Annotated in this window: 18 protein-coding genes and 1 pseudogene; 18 read left to right on the top strand and 1 reads right to left on the bottom strand. The window is 55.9% G+C overall.

All coding sequences use genetic code 11. The features are described from left to right. Positions 1-133 precede the first annotated feature (133 nt). Positions 134-256 (top strand): hypothetical protein, encoded by a 123-nt coding sequence (locus tag JFL75_RS20845; protein WP_285291956.1) that lies wholly within the window; start codon positions 134-136, stop codon positions 254-256. A 16-nt stretch (positions 257-272) separates the two neighbouring features. Here the strand turns inward: JFL75_RS20845 and JFL75_RS01360 are convergent, their stop codons facing one another. Beyond that, on the bottom strand, positions 273-1,262 hold the full coding sequence (locus JFL75_RS01360; protein ID WP_215624905.1) for a helix-turn-helix domain-containing protein: 990 nt from the start codon (positions 1,260-1,262) through the stop codon (positions 273-275). A 204-nt stretch (positions 1,263-1,466) separates the two neighbouring features. Between JFL75_RS01360 and JFL75_RS01355 the strand changes: the two genes are divergently transcribed. From JFL75_RS01355 to JFL75_RS01275, 17 genes and pseudogenes are all read left to right on the top strand, one after another. Next, the gene (locus tag JFL75_RS01355) at positions 1,467-1,910 is read left to right on the top strand and encodes a hypothetical protein (RefSeq protein ID WP_215624904.1); all 444 of its coding nucleotides are present in this window, start codon (positions 1,467-1,469) and stop codon (positions 1,908-1,910) included. Positions 1,911-1,918: 8 nt separating this feature from the next. Further along, the gene (locus tag JFL75_RS01350; protein ID WP_215624903.1) at positions 1,919-2,440 is read left to right on the top strand and encodes a tetratricopeptide repeat protein; all 522 of its coding nucleotides are present in this window, start codon (positions 1,919-1,921) and stop codon (positions 2,438-2,440) included. 56 nt (positions 2,441-2,496) lie between these two features. After that, positions 2,497-4,113 (top strand): ankyrin repeat domain-containing protein, encoded by a 1,617-nt coding sequence (locus JFL75_RS01345; protein ID WP_215624902.1) that lies wholly within the window; start codon positions 2,497-2,499, stop codon positions 4,111-4,113. A 12-nt stretch (positions 4,114-4,125) separates the two neighbouring features. Then, positions 4,126-5,109: an ankyrin repeat domain-containing protein gene (locus tag JFL75_RS01340; RefSeq protein ID WP_215624901.1), complete on the top strand. Its 984-nt coding sequence runs from the start codon at positions 4,126-4,128 to the stop codon at positions 5,107-5,109. Between the two features lie 85 nt (positions 5,110-5,194). Next, positions 5,195-5,587: a hypothetical protein gene (locus JFL75_RS01335; protein ID WP_215624900.1), complete on the top strand. Its 393-nt coding sequence runs from the start codon at positions 5,195-5,197 to the stop codon at positions 5,585-5,587. Next, positions 5,584-5,988, top strand: coding sequence for a hypothetical protein (locus JFL75_RS01330; protein ID WP_215624899.1), 405 nt, complete (start codon positions 5,584-5,586; stop codon positions 5,986-5,988). Before JFL75_RS01335 ends, JFL75_RS01330 begins: the two co-directional genes overlap by 4 nt. Further along, positions 5,985-6,374 (top strand): hypothetical protein, encoded by a 390-nt coding sequence (locus tag JFL75_RS01325; protein ID WP_215624898.1) that lies wholly within the window; start codon positions 5,985-5,987, stop codon positions 6,372-6,374. Before JFL75_RS01330 ends, JFL75_RS01325 begins: the two co-directional genes overlap by 4 nt. 59 nt (positions 6,375-6,433) lie before the next feature. Next, positions 6,434-6,880, top strand: coding sequence for a hypothetical protein (locus JFL75_RS01320; protein ID WP_215624897.1), 447 nt, complete (start codon positions 6,434-6,436; stop codon positions 6,878-6,880). 41 nt (positions 6,881-6,921) lie between these two features. Continuing rightward, positions 6,922-8,373 carry a hypothetical protein gene (locus tag JFL75_RS01315; protein ID WP_215624896.1) on the top strand — a complete coding sequence of 484 codons (1,452 nt, stop codon included), beginning with the start codon at positions 6,922-6,924 and terminating at the stop codon, positions 8,371-8,373. 224 nt (positions 8,374-8,597) lie between these two features. Next, positions 8,598-10,370 carry an oleate hydratase gene (locus JFL75_RS01310; protein WP_215624895.1) on the top strand — a complete coding sequence of 591 codons (1,773 nt, stop codon included), beginning with the start codon at positions 8,598-8,600 and terminating at the stop codon, positions 10,368-10,370. A 269-nt stretch (positions 10,371-10,639) separates the two neighbouring features. After that, complete coding sequence (locus tag JFL75_RS01305; RefSeq protein WP_215624894.1) at positions 10,640-11,629, top strand: hypothetical protein; 990 nt, start codon at positions 10,640-10,642, stop codon at positions 11,627-11,629. An 18-nt stretch (positions 11,630-11,647) separates the two neighbouring features. Further along, positions 11,648-11,779: pseudogene (locus JFL75_RS20945) on the top strand (WGR domain-containing protein); the annotation flags it as partial. 114 nt (positions 11,780-11,893) lie between these two features. Then, positions 11,894-12,460 (top strand): hypothetical protein, encoded by a 567-nt coding sequence (locus JFL75_RS01295; protein WP_223292741.1) that lies wholly within the window; start codon positions 11,894-11,896, stop codon positions 12,458-12,460. 13 nt (positions 12,461-12,473) lie between these two features. Then, positions 12,474-13,043, top strand: coding sequence for a hypothetical protein (locus JFL75_RS01290; RefSeq protein WP_215624893.1), 570 nt, complete (start codon positions 12,474-12,476; stop codon positions 13,041-13,043). A 1-nt stretch (position 13,044) separates the two neighbouring features. Continuing rightward, positions 13,045-13,605 (top strand): hypothetical protein, encoded by a 561-nt coding sequence (locus JFL75_RS01285; RefSeq protein ID WP_215624892.1) that lies wholly within the window; start codon positions 13,045-13,047, stop codon positions 13,603-13,605. Between the two features lies 1 nt (position 13,606). Beyond that, complete coding sequence (locus JFL75_RS01280; protein WP_215624891.1) at positions 13,607-14,221, top strand: hypothetical protein; 615 nt, start codon at positions 13,607-13,609, stop codon at positions 14,219-14,221. 12 nt (positions 14,222-14,233) lie between these two features. Continuing rightward, positions 14,234-15,871, top strand: a complete 1,638-nt coding sequence (locus JFL75_RS01275; protein WP_215624890.1) for an ankyrin repeat domain-containing protein — start codon at positions 14,234-14,236, stop codon at positions 15,869-15,871. Positions 15,872-16,052: the final 181 nt, after the last annotated feature.

The raw sequence follows: 16,052 nt of genomic DNA, 5'->3' as shown, positions 1-16,052 counted from the left end.
AATAACATATCCACCCGTCTGGGGTCAATGCGTTTTTTGCCGGAGGCCCTCGGCAGGCGGTAACGGGAAATTACCCGCCGGAACATTGATGTTGTGACGGCAGCACTCGGTATCGGGCTTCCTGCCGGTGGGAATGGCGGTATTCGGCTCCATGGCGGACGCGCTGCCCCTGCCATGGATCATGATCGCCTCCGGCGCCGCGCTGATCCTTGTGGCGGCTGTCTGCCGGCTGGACAGAGGTTTTACCGGCCGCTGATGCGGGCAAAAATACCTCACGGACCAATCGAATCCGGAGGCAGGTTCTGGCGGAACTCCGTGGGGGTGAGTTTAAACATGGCCTCAAAGGCTTTGGAAAACCGGCTGGGACTGGCGTAACCCACCTCGTGGGCGATAAGCTTAACCGGGGCGTCGGTCCGCAGAAGTTCCATGGCCCGGTTCATTCTGCACGCCCGGAGGTAATCGCCGATGGTCATTCCGGCGATGGCCTGAAAAATCAACTGGAGCTTTTTGCGGTTGGTGGCCACCATCCGGGCCAGCTCGTCAATGGTGGGCGCCTCCGTAAGGTTTTCCCGAAGGATGCGCCTGGCCTCGTCCACCGCCCGGCGGTCACTTTCCGCCGCCGGGGCCACCCGCTTCTCGCTGTCCATCTGCTCCGCCTGGTGAATCAGCTCGGTAAAAAAACCCATGATCAGGCTGTTAAGCTGCATCTTCAGCGCCTCGCCCTCATATTTTGACACCCGGAGCTCCGTGACCGCCCGGGCTATATACGGCTTGCACCGCTGCCCCGCGTCCCGGATGAGGGTCAGCATATCGCCGCTGGAATGGTTCATCAGGGCAGGAAACAGGAATTCCGGATAGGCGTTTCCCCGGATGACCAGGCTCCGGCGCTGCTGCCTGATTCCCGCGGGCAGGCGCATCTTCCCCTTAAACCCCGAAAGGTTCATGAAGAAGCTGGTTTCCGCCTCGGGCAGGGCGCGGACATTCTGGTTCTCCCCGGGAGGGGTGATTCCCGCGGCGATTTGATCCGTAATACCGAAGCTCATAAAGGGCTCGGTTATATCGTATTCCATGTCAAATTCGGCCGCCGATTCGTAGTCCATCAGCAGATAGTACCACCATTCGGTATTGCCCAGGATCTCCACCGAGCCCTGGCCCCGGCCCTCCCTGAACGTATAAATATCCCAGGGATACACCTGCCGCCGGCGCATACCAATATTCTCTTCCATAAAAACCAGGATATCCCCGACACTGCGTATTACCATATAAAATCCGTCTGCATAAGCGATTAGTATCGGCCCAGTATACCACACACTCCCGTTAAAAAAATACCTGCCGGCGGAAGAATTTACCGGCGGAAATCAAAAACCCGGTTCCGGGTATACACACAGGAACCAAAAGGTGTCCTTTATGCACCATTTTCCGCAAAAACCTTGCCCCGGTAAAAAAGCCGGGGTACTTTTCTTAGCATGAATGGGAAAAACCAAAAACCCCTGACGCCGCTTATCAGGGTCAAACTGGATTCAGGCAGAACCGGCGAGTTTTTAAACAGCCTGCTCCGGAACTTACATAACCCGGATGAAAAAACCCGGCTTGAGTGGATCCGGGACAGCCGGGGCCATTACCATACCCGGCTCAATTACGCCCAGGCGCCGGTAACGGTCCGCACTTCCTTTGACAGAAACTCGGGCCTGTACCGGTTTAAGGCCCTGGAAATCCGCGGGGCCACCCCGGATGAGTTTACCGGATACTCGGACCACCTGTGGTCCCTGGTAAAGCGGGACGAGCTTGAAGATGCCGGCGCCCTCACCGCGGCGGACCGGCTGGTGCGGGAACTTGCGGAAAAGGTTTCGCCGGACCGCCACCATCTGGCGGATCTGCTGGATAAATTTATCCGGACTAACCGGGAATAGGAGGCACCATGCCGTTAATGGGAACCCCGGGAACCATGCCGGGAAACAGCGGACCCGAAACCGACCCTCCGGGCAGATTCACCCTGGCCTGCGATCTCTTCCGGGCGGGGCTCCTCGACGAAGCCTACCGGATTTTCTCGTCCCTTATGAATGCCGCCCCCCCTCCCGCCCTCCTGGCCAACCTGGCGCTCTGCCACATGGAAGCCGGCCTTTGGGACGGGGCGGTTCCGCTTCTGGAAAACGCCCTGGCGGGGGTCAAGCGGATCCCCGGCGGCGCGGCCCTGCCCGGGGACAGTGTGGCCGCCGCCCTGGCGAAAAAAAGCGGGAACAGCCTTGGGTACCGGCTTCCACTGGCGGAAAACGCCGGAACCCTGGCGCCGGACTGTACCCGGGACATCCTGCAGCGGCTGCTCATAGACTGCTGCGCCGAACTGGAAGACTGGGAACGGGTACGGGCCATCGGGTCGGCCCTGTCCGGAAAGAACTACGCCAATGTTGAAGCGGCCCTGGCAAAAGCCGGAAACCGGTAATCCGTAACCAGCCGTCTCCGGCTGGTTCATAGAGAATATGATTAAGGAGCGTACCTATGGAATTCAATGAAATCCGTTTCGCCTACGACGGTCTGAGGCGGGGACAAAAGACCTATGAGGAAATACACGCCATGTACAAGGCCATGCCGGACAAAACCGCGGCCTATCACCGGGGAGACACCCTGCTCCACACCGCCGCGGCGTTCGCCGACGCGGAGGCGGTACAGTACCTGCTTGAACAGGGGGCGGACGCCAATAAAGAAAACGAAGACGGAAAGACCCCGCTGTGGATGCTGGCCTCGTTCCGGGAAATCGGGCCCCACCTGGCGCCGAAGAGCGTCTACAACAGCGCATCGGCGCTGCTTGGGGCCGGGGCGAACGCCATGAAAAAGGACGAAGACGGAAATTGGATATACCTGGCGGCCGCGAAAAACGGCAGCGGCGAATTCATACAGGCCCTGGGGGATAAGGGCGTGCGGATCACCCGGGCCGACGGTTCCGGAAACAACGGCCTGCACCTGCTGATTGAATCGCTCTACAACCCCATCAACAACTGCCGCCAGGCTGAGGAGCGGCTGAAAAAAGATGAAGAATCAGGCGCCCAGGAAGCCACCCTGGCCAACGACCGGCGCAATTACGAAGAATACAAAGCCGTAATGGAGGCGCGGCTTGAGGCCGCCTTTGCCGGGGCAAAGGCCCTGCTTGACGCCGGAGTTGACCCGGAGGATAAAAACAACATGGGAGAGACCGCCCATGTTCTGGCACAGCGCCGGGGGACCAAAAAAATCGCCGCCCTCATGGCCGGGGAAATCACCGGGGACGAAGAGCCTTCCGGCGGTAACGCGGGAGGCCCGTCTGAAGCTGAGCTTCGGGCCGCCGCCGGGGGCATGACCATCATACAGGCGGCGGGAAAAAAAGACCACGACGCCATCCGGGCGCTGGTACAGCTCGGCGCCGGCATCAACGAAATCGGAGACATTTACGGTTACGGCGAAGGACCGGCGCTGGCCATGGCCTGCCGGAGCTGCGACTACGAAACCGTCCGGCTCCTGCTTGAGCTGGGGGCGGACCCCAACCTCAAGGCGGGCAACGGCACCACCCCCATCTCCTGGCTGTCGGTCTCCCAGGCGGGGAACATCCAGAAAATATTCCAGGAAGACTGGCCTTCAAAACTTATCGGCGCCATGGTCAAGGGCGGCATGGATATCAACTCAAGCGTAAACGATAAGTCCGACACCTTCCTTACCTGGGCACTGCGGGACAGCACCGAAATGGAAATGTTCCTTATGAAAGAAACACTCCGGTGGCTCGCGGTAAACAGCGCCATTGTCCACGGGGCGGACGTGAACCGTTCCAACGGCGCGGGGCAGACACCGCTCATGCTGGCCAGCATCGGCAATCCGGACCGCACCATGCGGATGGCCGACGAGATCCAGTATCTGATTCTGGAAAACGACGGGGATGTGGCGGCCAGGGACAAAAACGGGGACACCCCGCTCCACTACGCCGCCCGGAACGGCAACGAACAGACCGCCAAGGTCATGGCGGAAAACCTCTTTGACTTCGGCGACCCCAAACCCGATACGGTGAACAACGCCGGCAAAACAGCCCTGGATTACGCCACGGAAAAAAACAACGAAGCGCTGGTGAAATTCCTGCTCAGTACTATGTAAGGAGAACTAATTATGGCAAATCCCAATATGGACAACATGTTTCTAAACGCCTGCAAAAACGCCCAGAAGGGGGTCATCCAGGCGATGCTCAAAAAAGGCGGCATCGACGTAAACAAGCGGGACGGCATGGGCAACACGCCCTTGATCTATTCCGCCCAGAAGGGGGCCAGGGACATTGTAAAGCTGCTCATGGAAAACGGCGCCGACCCGGCCCTGGCGAACAACCAGAGCGTCACCCCCCTGCATGTGGTGACCCAGAGCGGCAACAAGGACATTATCACCGTCCTGCTGGAAGCCGGCGCGGACGTTAACGCCACGGACAAGTTCGGCAAGACCCCGCTTATCTACGCCGCCGCCGCGGGCCGGACGGAACTGGTCAAGGTATTCCTTACCGCCGGGGCGGACAAATCCATAAAAGACGAGAACGGCCACAGCGCCCTGGACTACGCCACATCCGCGGGCCTGCGGGACGTGGTGGGACAGCTCACCGAGGAAGGCCACACGGACAACACCGGCAACACCCCGCTCCACCAGGCCTGCTACAACGGCCAGAGCGAGGTAGCCGCCGCCCTGCTCAAGGACGGCGCCATACCGGTGGATTCCCTGAACGACGCCGGGGAGACGCCCCTCTTCCTGGCGGTACGGGGCCAGAACATCCACATCACCGAGATGCTCCTGGCGGCAAAGGCCGACCCGAACCTGAAACACCTCAACGGCAACGCGCCGCTCCACTTCGCCGCCGCCGGGGGCAACCGCTTTATCGGCAAGGCCCTGATTGACGCCGGGGCCGAGGTAAACCCCAAGAACACCGCCAGCGAAACGCCGCTTTTGGTGGCGGCCATGCAGGGCCAGAACGATTTTACCGCCCTCTTAATCGAGGCCGGGGCGGACGTCAACGCCGTGGACAACGAACAGCACAGCGCCATGTTTTACGCCACCGAACGGGGTTTTACCGAAATTGTGGAACAGCTTCTCATGGCGGGGGCGGAAAACTAAATCGAAAAAACGGCGGGTCGATACGCCGGATATCCGCATCTATAAAGTAAGAAACCTCCCGTAGGGAGTTAAAGGAGAGGAACCTATGGAAGAAGCCGCTCTTAATAAACTCGAACAGTACCTTGTCCAAAAACAGTACACGTTCCTGGCGCTCATCGATACCCAAAAAAAGATAAGGCAATGGCGGGACGGAAAACTCTGGTTTGACCTTGAGACCCGCCGGCTGGTACCCGCCGATGCTGCCCTCCGGAACCAAAGCGTCCGGGACCGGGGCTTTCCCGTACTGCTCACCTTTGAGGACTGGAACGACCTGGCCAACAGCGGAATCTATGACGACGACGGCGGCGGCGAAGACCAGCTTGGGGAAAAGGGCCTGGAAGCCTTTGTACTCAACGGACTCGACAAAGGGGACTACAGCGAATTCGACCGCCGCTACGGGCCGCTGCCCGAGCCGGACGATGATGAGGAGGACGCATGAAAATACAGGTACGCCGGGGCGTGTTTGAAACCAACTCCAGTTCGGTCCACTGCTTTGAGACGGCGGACAAACACCTCTTTGACCTCTGGAAAGCGGGCAAAGCCTTCTGGAACGGAAAAGGCATTATGGAGGCAGCGGAAAAACATTACAAAGAACGGCGTGAACAGGCACCCGACTATATAAAAAAGCTCGAAGACGGCACCGTACCCTGTCCCACCGGGGAGGACATGGAGAGCCTAAAAAAACTGCGCTATTTTACCTGGGATGAGTATTGCTGCATGTTCCGCCGGGACCCCGGCGGGGTGAACGGCGTCTGCGGTGTCTACGGTATTGTGGAACAGGAATACACCGATGCCAAAGGCAGGCCAAAGGTCTTTTTCGGCTGGTCGGGGTATCCGTGACCCGTTCCCTGCGGCAGATAGCCGCCTATAAAAACGGCAGCTACTTTGTGCAGCTCTTTGATGACGGCACAAAAATCCGCTTGGCTCCGGATGACTTCTTTGAGGCCGCCTTCCCGGAAAGCATCGACCTCAAGATAACCAACCGGTGTACTATCGGCTGCCCCTTCTGCCATGAAAACGCGGGTCCAAGCGGAAGCCACGCTGATTTAATCCATATCCCGTTTCTTGAAACACTGACTCCGGGGACAGAACTTGCCATAGGCGGCGGCGCGGTTACCGGCCATCCGGACCTGGTCCGCTTTCTGGAAACAGTCGGGGAAAAAGGCGTGATCGCCAATATCACCATCCACGAACAGGAACTGCTCCGCGATCGCGCAGGCTCATAGAAACACTCATCCGGAAAAACCTTGTCCGCGGCGTTGGGGTCTCACTCCAAAAGCCGGACTTGGAAATACGGGACTTCGCCCGGCGCCATGCCAACTGCGTTATCCATATCATAAACGGCGTGGCCGGCAAAGAACTGCTTGACTTCCTCAGTGATAAGGACCTTAAAGTCCTTATCCTCGGCTACAAAGACTTCCGCAGGGGAATAAAACACGCCGAAGAAAACCGGGACACCCTTGACCGCAACATGCAATTCTTAAGCGGTACCATCACTGATTACATGGGACGGTTCAGCGTGCTCAGTTTCGACAACCTGGCGCTGGAGCAGCTCGGCCTTAAAAACCGGGTAAGCCCGGAAGACTGGGAGGACCACTACATGGGAGACGACGGTACCCACACCATGTATATCGATCTGGTTGAAAAAACCTTTGCCCGGAACTCCGTATCCGAAATCCGGCACCCTCTGACCGGGGATATCCGGGAGATGTTCCGGCAGATAAAAAGCTGACAAGTTCCCCTGCTATATATCCCCAGAAAAGGAGCGCCGCCGTGAACCGGGAAGAGATACCCAGACTTCTGGCCCTTGATAAAACACTTTACGATACATGGACCGTGTACGGTGAAATCCTCGACGCGGACCCCTCAGGGCCGGAGGCGGCGGCGGTTGACCGCTTTGCCGATGCGCTGCTGGCGGACAGCGATTTTATCCTCTGCTGCGGCCACTGGCAGTTTATGAAAAAGCTCATCACCTGGAGCGCCGCCAGGGACCGGCAGGATTTCCTCAAAACCCTTGCGCCAGTCGTGTGGGAATTCTATTCCGGCAGGCTCCACGAACTGCGGGCGCACATCGAACCCTATATGCCGCCGAAAAGAGAACTGCCCAAGGAAAGCGTTCCGGCCATCATCGATTTCCGCTATAAAACGTTAGCCGCCAAACGTACCGCCGACGCCCTTTGCGAAAAGCGGGTATGGCTTCCCAAAGGAACGGAGGCATGTCAGTACTCCCTCTTCCATGACAAGAAGGAACACTGGTTCAGCACTTCGGCGGAAAGGTTTGAAAGCGATCCCCGGATGGTAACCGCCAGAAAGCGCTTTGAAACCGACACCTGTTTAATCTACGACTTCCTCTGGGGCGACGACAGAATCGAGTCCCCCGCCCTGCACAGCTTTCTGGTACGGTACGACGGGCACAGGCTCACCCGCTCTGAAATCGCGGAGCTTATCACCGCCGTCGCCTGCCAGCGGGCCGGCGCTATCCACTGGGACATGACGGCTAACGTTGACGGCAAGTACACAAAAATCGATCCCTTTCCTCACGAAGCCAACTGCCCGGCGAACCGGGAGATATTCACCCTGCTCTATATTCTTAAAAAATGCGGCTATATGGAAGATGTGTTAAACCTGCTGCCGCGGCTGCCCCGGGAGATTCCCCTGCTGCTCATGTGTCTCGACGTCCCGGCCATCCGGGAGCGGGTCGAGTCGCACCTGCGTATCCCCGGCCTCAAAGCCGCCTATGACATGGCCCTGGCCCCGAAAAAATGCACCCTCAAAGAGCAGCTGAAACTCGTAGAGTTCGGCAGGGCAAACCCGGAGTTTCAGGAACTTCTGGCGTTTACCCTAAACCGCTACGGCTACTACTCCTACAACAACTACCAGCCGGTGGTGGACTGGTTCTGCAGGGAGTACGCCCCCTTCTCCATGGCCCACGGCGCGGATATCCTCTGCTTTCTCACAAGCCGTGCTGACCTGCTGGATACGGCGCGGGTAATGCTGGAACACGGCCCTGAAACACGCTTCGGCACCGCGGGATTTTCCAATGCGGGATTCAGCAACATCCAAGAGTATCTTACCCGGTGCGTTACCGGATATCTTGCCATGACCGGTTCACCGGAGCTGGATGAGTGGCTCGCCTTTTTAAAGGGAAAAAAATGGCGGGAAGAATCAAGCGCCAAAATAAAACTCTTTGATTTCGTTGAGGCGCTGCGAAGGCAAACAGGGTAAAATCAAATACCTTCGCAGCCATTTCTTCCATTTCAGCTCCTTTTTTCGTAATCAATTATACAATGGCAGGAACCGCCGCAAAAGCATAGAATCCCGCGGCCAGGGCGGCCTCCGGATCTTCACAACAAAAAAGTAAATTAACGTGTCTTTCTATATAATTTATACTATATTTATATTAATTAAAAATTATGGCCTCGCAATGGGGCTGTAGAGAGGAGTTAAAAATGCGATACACAAACGGAAACTACGAGGCATTTGCCCGTCCCAGAAAGCCGAAGGGGGTTGATGATAAATCGGCCTACCTGGTGGGCGGGGGCCTGGCGGGCCTGGCGGCGGCGATTTTCCTGATCCGCGACGGGCACATGAAAGGAAACAGGATACACGTTCTGGAAGAACTGCCCGTGCCGGGGGGCTCCCTTGACGGCAAACCGGTACCCCCCGACGCGTTTGTAACCCGGGGCGGCCGGGAAATGGAAAACCATTTTGAGTGCCTGTGGGACCTGTTCCGCTCGGTGCCTTCCCTGGAAGTAAAGGACGCTTCGGTTCTGGACGAGTTCTACTGGCTGGACCGGGACGATCCCAACTCTTCCAACTGCCGCATTATCCAAAACCGGGGCCAGCGGGCACCCGATGACGGCCATTTCACCCTGAACAAAAAGGCCCAGAAGGAACTGGTGGAGCTCTGGATGGCTTCGGAAAATACCCTGGAGGGCAAAAAAATTGAGGATGTCTTTACCAAAGACTTTTTTGATTCCAACTTCTGGCTGTACTGGTGCACCATGTTCGCCTTTGAGAAATGGCACTCCGCCATTGAGATGCGCCGGTACATTATGCGCTTTGTGCACCACATTAAAGGACTGCCGGATTTTACCGTCCTTAAGTTCACCCGGTACAACCAGTACGAATCCCTGGTAAAACCCATGATCGCCTTTTTGAAAGACAATGGCGTCCACTTTGAGTATGAGGCGATGGTTGAGGATATCGAAATGGACCTCAGCTCCGGGACCAAAACCGCTAAAAAAATCATTTACACCCTGAAGGGAGCGCGCAAGGAAATTCCTCTTACGGAAAACGACCTGGTTTTTGTCACCAACGGGTCCATCACCGAAAGTTCCACCTACGGTGACCACCATACCCCCGCCCCGCCTACCAAAGATCTGGGCGGCAGCTGGAAGCTGTGGAAGAAGCTGGCGGAAAAGTCCCCTGAGTTCGGTAATCCCGGCGTGTTCTGCGACAACCTGCCGCCGGAAAGCTGGTTTATATCGGCCACCGTTACCTGGCAGAATAAAGACATTGAACCGTATATCGAGAAGCTGACCAAACGGAAGCTGCGCACCGGGAAGATTGTCTCCGGCGGCATCATCACCATCAAAGACTCCAACTGGCTGATGAGTTTCGCCACCCACCGGCAGCCCCATTTTAAAGAACAGAAAGATGAGCAGACCATTACCTGGGTGTACGGCCTCTTGTCGAATACCCCGGGCAATTACGTCAAGAAACCGATAGAACAGTGCAGCGGCGAGGAAATCGCCAAGGAACTGCTCTACCATCTCGGTATGCCGGAGAACGAGATCGACAGCTTCGCCAAAAACTCCTGCACCGTGATTCCGGTGTACATGCCCTACATCACGTCCTATTTCATGCTGCGCAAGTACGGCGACCGGCCCCTGGTCATTCCCAAGGGTTCAAAGAACCTGGCCTTTATCGGCAACTTCGCGGAGACCGTGCGGGATACGGTGTTCACCACCGAATACTCCGTGCGCACCGCTATGGAAGCGGTATACCAGCTGCTGGATGTGGAACGGGGCGTACCGGAAACCTTCGCTTCCGCCTATGACCTCCGTACCATCGCCAATTCAATCTACTTCCTTTCCGACCGAAAGAAACTGGTGGAAATGGATCTGCCCTTTGTGGAACGGGAGGTGGTAAAACACTTTGTCAAAAAATGGAAGAATACCTACATCGGAGATATGTTTGAGGAAAACCATTTGATGTAAACAGACAATTTGCTGTATAAACAGTGTGCCCGACGGCACACTGTTTTTTTTGAAACCATACATCCCCCGCCGGAATCAACGGTTCTTTTCCGGTTTTACACCACGATACAGCCGCTGCGGACACGAAGCAGCGGCAAAAACTCACTCCGTCCGGTATACATCAAGGAACTTTCTCTTGTCCTTCCTGCACTTCCGCCCCAAAACGGTTTGTGTTTTCGGGATATCCACGATAATTTGATTTTATCGCTTTACAAAACCGGGGGAAGACCATGGATCATCTTAAAAAAATGCGTTCCCACAAGGAGCTTGCCAAACAGCTTTCGATACTCTGCAATATTGATATCCTTAAAAAATTTGACCGGCCGATGGAAGAACATTTTGAACACAGCCTTGAGGGAAAAGTCTTTGCCCGGCACGAAGAAAACGAGGATAAATGTTACCTCCTGGAGGACGGCAGCGTCGGCTTTTTCAGCGACCGGGAATGGATCGCCGGACGGGTCGCGGAATCGATGGAGGACTTCCTGACCTATATCATCAATGTGCCGGAACTGCTCGCCGTTTTTGAGTGGCCCACGGACAGCGATATGTATGAGAGCGATGAGGCCCTGGAAAAAGCGGTGGCGGATAACCTCCAGCGGTATAACGAGGATGAGCTCAAGAGTCTTGCCGGCGCCCTCGAAGTCCCCTTTTACCCGGAGGAGGAGATTGCGGAAAAAGTGATGCGCCCCTTCTATGAGGCGGCGACCCGGGAACCCCTGTTTACCGTTTTTCTCGATGATAATGACGCAATGCCGCTCATCGACCCGCCGGCCGGCGCAGGCAGTGTGTACTATACCTGCTACGGCTCCTGTATGCCCATCTGCGAAAACTACCTTGACTGCGCCCTGTTCCACATCGCCGCCTACCTGCGGGATGTGGCGAAGGAAAAGACCGCCTCCATGACGGATGACCAGCTGCGCCGCTATGTTAACCGGGTCATGAAACAGGCCAGCGCCTTCGGCATCAGCAGTGAGCGGGCCCACGGCAAATGGGCGTACATGACCCTGGCGACCAACGGGGATCTGCCTAACCTTGAGGCCGTCAAGGTTTTTATGAAAGACCCCGAGTATGAGCATCTGGGCGCTGACGGCCGGGTCGACCTTCTGATGAAAAACACGATTACGGAACTTGAAAAAAGAGAAGCCGCAGAAAAAAACGCGGAAGCTGCCGGACCTGCAAAACACCTTGCGTACAGCGATGAAAGCTCCCATAAATTCTGAAGCGTACAGCGGAACGGGACTTCCCTTACCGTTACCTTCGGCAAAGCCGGCACCAAGGGCCAGCGTCAGGAAAAGAGTTTTGATTCCGAAGAGGCGGCTAAAAAAGAGGCTGACAAACTTATTAAGTCAAAACTTAAAAAAGGCTATACCGAAGTGCAGGAAGTTTCCGCCGAGCCCAAGCCGGAACCAGCGCGTGGCTCCGGCCCCGTTTCCAATATTGTGTTTCCCAATCCTCTTGGATACAGGCTTCCCGCAGAAACCGAAGTGAACATACTTAAGAAGAAATACAACTTTTCCTCCCAGTACGCCTCTTTCCTGCGGACCCAGAACGGCCTGCGGGGCATTGACGCGATTCAGGCTGAAGACCCGCAGGGGAAATATTTCAAGCTCTCTGAATCGGAGAGTACTGAGCCCCGGGAAACTATCCAGATCCTCTATGGCGTACACAGCGGCGATGATTACAGCGATTTTGAGGCCAACAACTCTTTTGCGGAAGATCCCTTAAAACATTTCTTCACCTATATCGGAAATGACCCCGGAGGCAATCCCTTTGCGGAAATCCGCCGGGGAAAACACAAGGGCCGGATCGTTATGATTGACCATGAGATCGCCCCCCACGATATGGATGGCCTGATTGAGGAACTTAAAATCAGCATGGACACCGGCTCCGTTGATTTAAACGATGAGACCTGTCTTGAAAAGATAACGGAAGCCATAGAAGACGAAGAATGGGGACTTGTAATGGTTATGGCAGATGACTTTGATTCCTTCCTCAGTTTGCTGCGGTACACCCCGGACGGCGTAAGTGTTATTGAAAATAATGAAACCTAAAACGGAGAAAACCATGGCCGCAAAAGAAAAAGACTGGGCATTCCGCAAAGACGGGCTTGGCAGCTTGCGCTTCGGCATGACACCAGAGGAAATACGGCAGTTTGATGATATATACGGCGCCGTACGCTCGGAACATTCCTGGGCGCACTCGGAGGAGGAGATCGCCATCTGGGAAAAAGCCATCGCCAATTGGCCAAACCGGGATGAGCTGGCTGAGCGGGAACGGCAGACAGAAGCCTTTCTCGCAAAGACCTATACGGAATACCTTTCAAGCACGCTCCAGCTCAGCTATTACGAGGGACACCTCTTTGAGATTACGACCGACGACGGCTGCAGGTACTTCAACATCGACGGCGCTGCCGTACACAGGAAAAAAACACATATCGATACCATACTGCGCGCCCTGGCGAAACACCTCGGGGAAAACCCCTTCCGGGAAGGCCCGGACACGGTGTTCCCCAAATCAAAGGTGAGTCTCTACGACGACAGGGACGGCAGGTCGGTCACCTGGAGCAGCCGGGCGGAGAATATTCAGCGCGACAACTTTGATGAATATACGGAACTGAAACTTTTGGAGGACTGATATGGCGGACAAACAATACAGCGACTGGGAAATCATTCCCCTGATTGGATTGGGACACCTGCGGTTCGGCATGACCAGCGAAGAGGTCGGCGGCTTTGACAAAATCTACGGCAAACACGACGGCAAGCCCATGGAGCGCCGCGGAATCATTACCGAGTACCGGCAGGAGAGCATGCTCCGGATGGATTATATGGACAACAAACTTATCGAGCTCCAGATACTGTGGGACATGCGCTTTAAGGCGCCGAAGTTCTGGGACAAGCTCCGGTTTGACGGAAAGGAAATTCCCGCGTACCCGCAAATAGTGGTAAGGAGAATATCAAAAAAGATGGAGGAACCCCCTGTGGCCAAAGACGACTATCTCATCTTTCCCCGGTCCTGCGTCTATATGTACAACTACACGGAATACGATTACGGCGAACGGGCTACCGTGTTTGCCTGGGTCCATAAATTCCGCAAGAGCGACCCGGCCTATGTGCGGAGCGTTTCCTGGCGGGCAGAGCCTCACGAAAAACAGGATTATACCGGATACGTTGAGATGAAGGTTACGGGGGACAAATAACATGAAGGAAGAATACGGCGACTGGGAAATCATTCCCCGCAGGGGACTGGGAAAAATCCGCTTCGGCATGACCAGCGATGAGGTCAGGGGTTTTGACAGCATCTACGGCGAGCGGGAAATGCGGATCAAACGGACAACCACTTATGAGGATTTTGAGGAAAATATGGGCCCCTTTCTGGATGATATGGACCAGGAGAGCCGGGAGAGCATCAGAAAAGGCCTGGAGGAGACCTACAAAAACAAAGAGGTCATCTATATGGAGCCGAGGCAGAGCAGCTGCCTTCAGCTTACCTTTGTTAACGACAGCCTCACTGAGATCATGGCGGTATGGGAGCTGGATACTCTTACCTGCAAAGGGGAAAACCTCTTTGACATGGAGCCGGAAGACGCCGTAAAGCTGCTGGCAAAAGCCCTCGGTGAAACACCGCTCGCCAAAGACCAGGAGATCGTGTTCCCGGAGTCCTGCATCCATCTCTGGGACTTCTCGCAGACCTACCGAGACAGAGTCCGGTTTCTTGATTTAGACGAAGACGAAATCGAACGGACCATCCTCTGGCTGCCTGAGCCGGGCAATGGGGAGCGGGATTTTTCCGGCTGCATTAAAGTTACATTCTAAAGGAGAAACAGTATGGGATTCGCGGGACTTGATGATAAAATATGGGATAAGAGTACAGACGAAATTATTGAAGCTTTGAAGGCCCTTCCGGATAAAACAATACGGAACGAACACGGGGAAACCCTGCTGCACAAGGCCATCTGGAAAGACCCGGCGGTTGTCCGGTATCTGCTTGAGGCAGGGGCCGACCCGAACCAGGAGGACAACAACGGCCTCACTCCCCTGCATGAATACGCCGACCCGTTCAATACACCGGTCTACTATAATGAAATCGAAAGCTTTCTTAAACCGCTGGAACAGATACCCCTGATAATCAACGCCTTTCTTGACCATAAGGCCAACCCCCAGCGCAAGGACAAGCAGGGACTTACCCCGTACCTCCGGGCGGCGAGGATCCTCAAATGCCGCTACCTTGAGGTTATGGCTTCCCGTAACGTCACCATGAACCGCAGCGATTCCGAGAACAACACCGGGCTCCATCTGGCCCACCGGGTCATCAGCCCCTACGCCCGGTCCATGAACGAGTTACGGACGCGGTATTATAAAGAAACCATCGAGCCCGATGAGTACTCCGAAAGCCAGAAGAAAGAAGCGACCCGCCTTATGGAGAACCAGCGGGAAAAGCTCAATACCGTCATGGAAGCGGCCATGATAGCGGTCAAGGCGTTTATGGAAAACGGCGTTGATCCGGAGCAGCTTAACAGCGACGGTAAAACCGCCTTTGAACTCTTCGGACAGGACCGGCTCCCGGCGCTCTGCGCCCTGGTCAAAGGCACACTCACCGGGGAGGACACGCCGGAAGAAAAACTCCGCCTGCGCGCCGGCGGCATGACCCTCCAGAAAGCCGCGCTCTGGGGAATGCCCGACGCCATCGAGGCGCTCCTTGAGCTGGGGGCCGACATCAACAGCTTTGATGAGATTGAAAACGGGGCCCAGGGCACCGCCCTGGCCGCGGCCTGCCGCGCCTACGACCTGGAGGCAGCGGAGCTGCTGCTTAAAAAAGGCATAGATCCCAACCTCAAAACCGGGGACGGCCTGGGCGCCTTCGCGTGGTTCTTTGCCGCTGAAAACCGTTTCAATTATCCTATCTGGCTCTTTAAAAAGAACATTCCCGGAAAAATAGTAAAGGCCATGAAGGAAGCCGGGTTTGATATCAACGGAAAGATTGACGGCCACGAGAACACCCCCCTTTCCTGGGCATGCTCGGCGCCCAACGGCGACAGCTATCCCAACATGAGCGGGGCCGGCAGTTTTGAAACCTACCGCGCCCACGACAGCCTGCGGCTGCTTATTATCAAGGCGCTCTTAAAGGAAGGCGCGGACCCGAACCGCTCAAACCGTTACGGCCAGACGCCGCTCATGTTTGCCTGCGGAAGCTTCATGGACAACTACCCGGAGGTACAGATGCTGCTTCTGGAAAAAGGCGCGGATGTTTCGGCGAAGGACAACAACGGCAACACCCCGCTGATTTACGCGGCGACGGTCAAGGACTTTGGCCTCGCCTTTGAGATGGCCCAGAACCTCTTTGACTTCGGAGACCCGCTGCCGGATTACGCCAACGGCGAACAGAAGACTGCCATGGATTACGCCCTGGCGGCGGGCAACGAGACACTGGGCCAGTTTCTTGTGGGCAAAATGGGACGGGGCTGAGGCAATGGAATTTACACAGCTCCATCTGGGCGTTTTCCTTTTATAGAGCGTTTAGTTGAACCCGGGGACAACAGCCTGGTGATTGCTGACGTTATCTCCCGCGCGGAGCCGCTCATAGAAAAGACAGAATATAACACGAAAAACCAACAGATAAAAACTGGCGTGTAAACGCCGCCGTTTT

Source organism: Breznakiella homolactica, assembly GCF_016616095.2.
Taxonomy (GTDB): domain Bacteria; phylum Spirochaetota; class Spirochaetia; order Treponematales; family Breznakiellaceae; genus Breznakiella; species Breznakiella homolactica.
The sequence above is the reverse complement of the archived record's forward strand: the minus strand, read 5'-3'. Positions and strand labels throughout refer to the sequence as shown.

Coding starts and splice junctions, on each gene's coding strand:
- JFL75_RS01310 (WP_215624895.1), top strand. CDS start 8,598: ATGCGATACACAAACGGAAACTACGAGGCATTTGCCCGTCCCAGAAAG.
- JFL75_RS01275 (WP_215624890.1), top strand. CDS start 14,234: ATGGGATTCGCGGGACTTGATGATAAAATATGGGATAAGAGTACAGAC.
- JFL75_RS01355 (WP_215624904.1), top strand. CDS start 1,467: ATGAATGGGAAAAACCAAAAACCCCTGACGCCGCTTATCAGGGTCAAA.
- JFL75_RS01305 (WP_215624894.1), top strand. CDS start 10,640: ATGGATCATCTTAAAAAAATGCGTTCCCACAAGGAGCTTGCCAAACAG.
- JFL75_RS01285 (WP_215624892.1), top strand. CDS start 13,045: ATGGCGGACAAACAATACAGCGACTGGGAAATCATTCCCCTGATTGGA.
- JFL75_RS01330 (WP_215624899.1), top strand. CDS start 5,584: ATGAAAATACAGGTACGCCGGGGCGTGTTTGAAACCAACTCCAGTTCG.
- JFL75_RS20845 (WP_285291956.1), top strand. CDS start 134: ATGGCGGTATTCGGCTCCATGGCGGACGCGCTGCCCCTGCCATGGATC.
- JFL75_RS01360 (WP_215624905.1), bottom strand. CDS start 1,262: ATGGTAATACGCAGTGTCGGGGATATCCTGGTTTTTATGGAAGAGAAT.
- JFL75_RS01345 (WP_215624902.1), top strand. CDS start 2,497: ATGGAATTCAATGAAATCCGTTTCGCCTACGACGGTCTGAGGCGGGGA.
- JFL75_RS01335 (WP_215624900.1), top strand. CDS start 5,195: ATGGAAGAAGCCGCTCTTAATAAACTCGAACAGTACCTTGTCCAAAAA.
- JFL75_RS01350 (WP_215624903.1), top strand. CDS start 1,919: ATGCCGTTAATGGGAACCCCGGGAACCATGCCGGGAAACAGCGGACCC.
- JFL75_RS01290 (WP_215624893.1), top strand. CDS start 12,474: ATGGCCGCAAAAGAAAAAGACTGGGCATTCCGCAAAGACGGGCTTGGC.
- JFL75_RS01340 (WP_215624901.1), top strand. CDS start 4,126: ATGGCAAATCCCAATATGGACAACATGTTTCTAAACGCCTGCAAAAAC.
- JFL75_RS01280 (WP_215624891.1), top strand. CDS start 13,607: ATGAAGGAAGAATACGGCGACTGGGAAATCATTCCCCGCAGGGGACTG.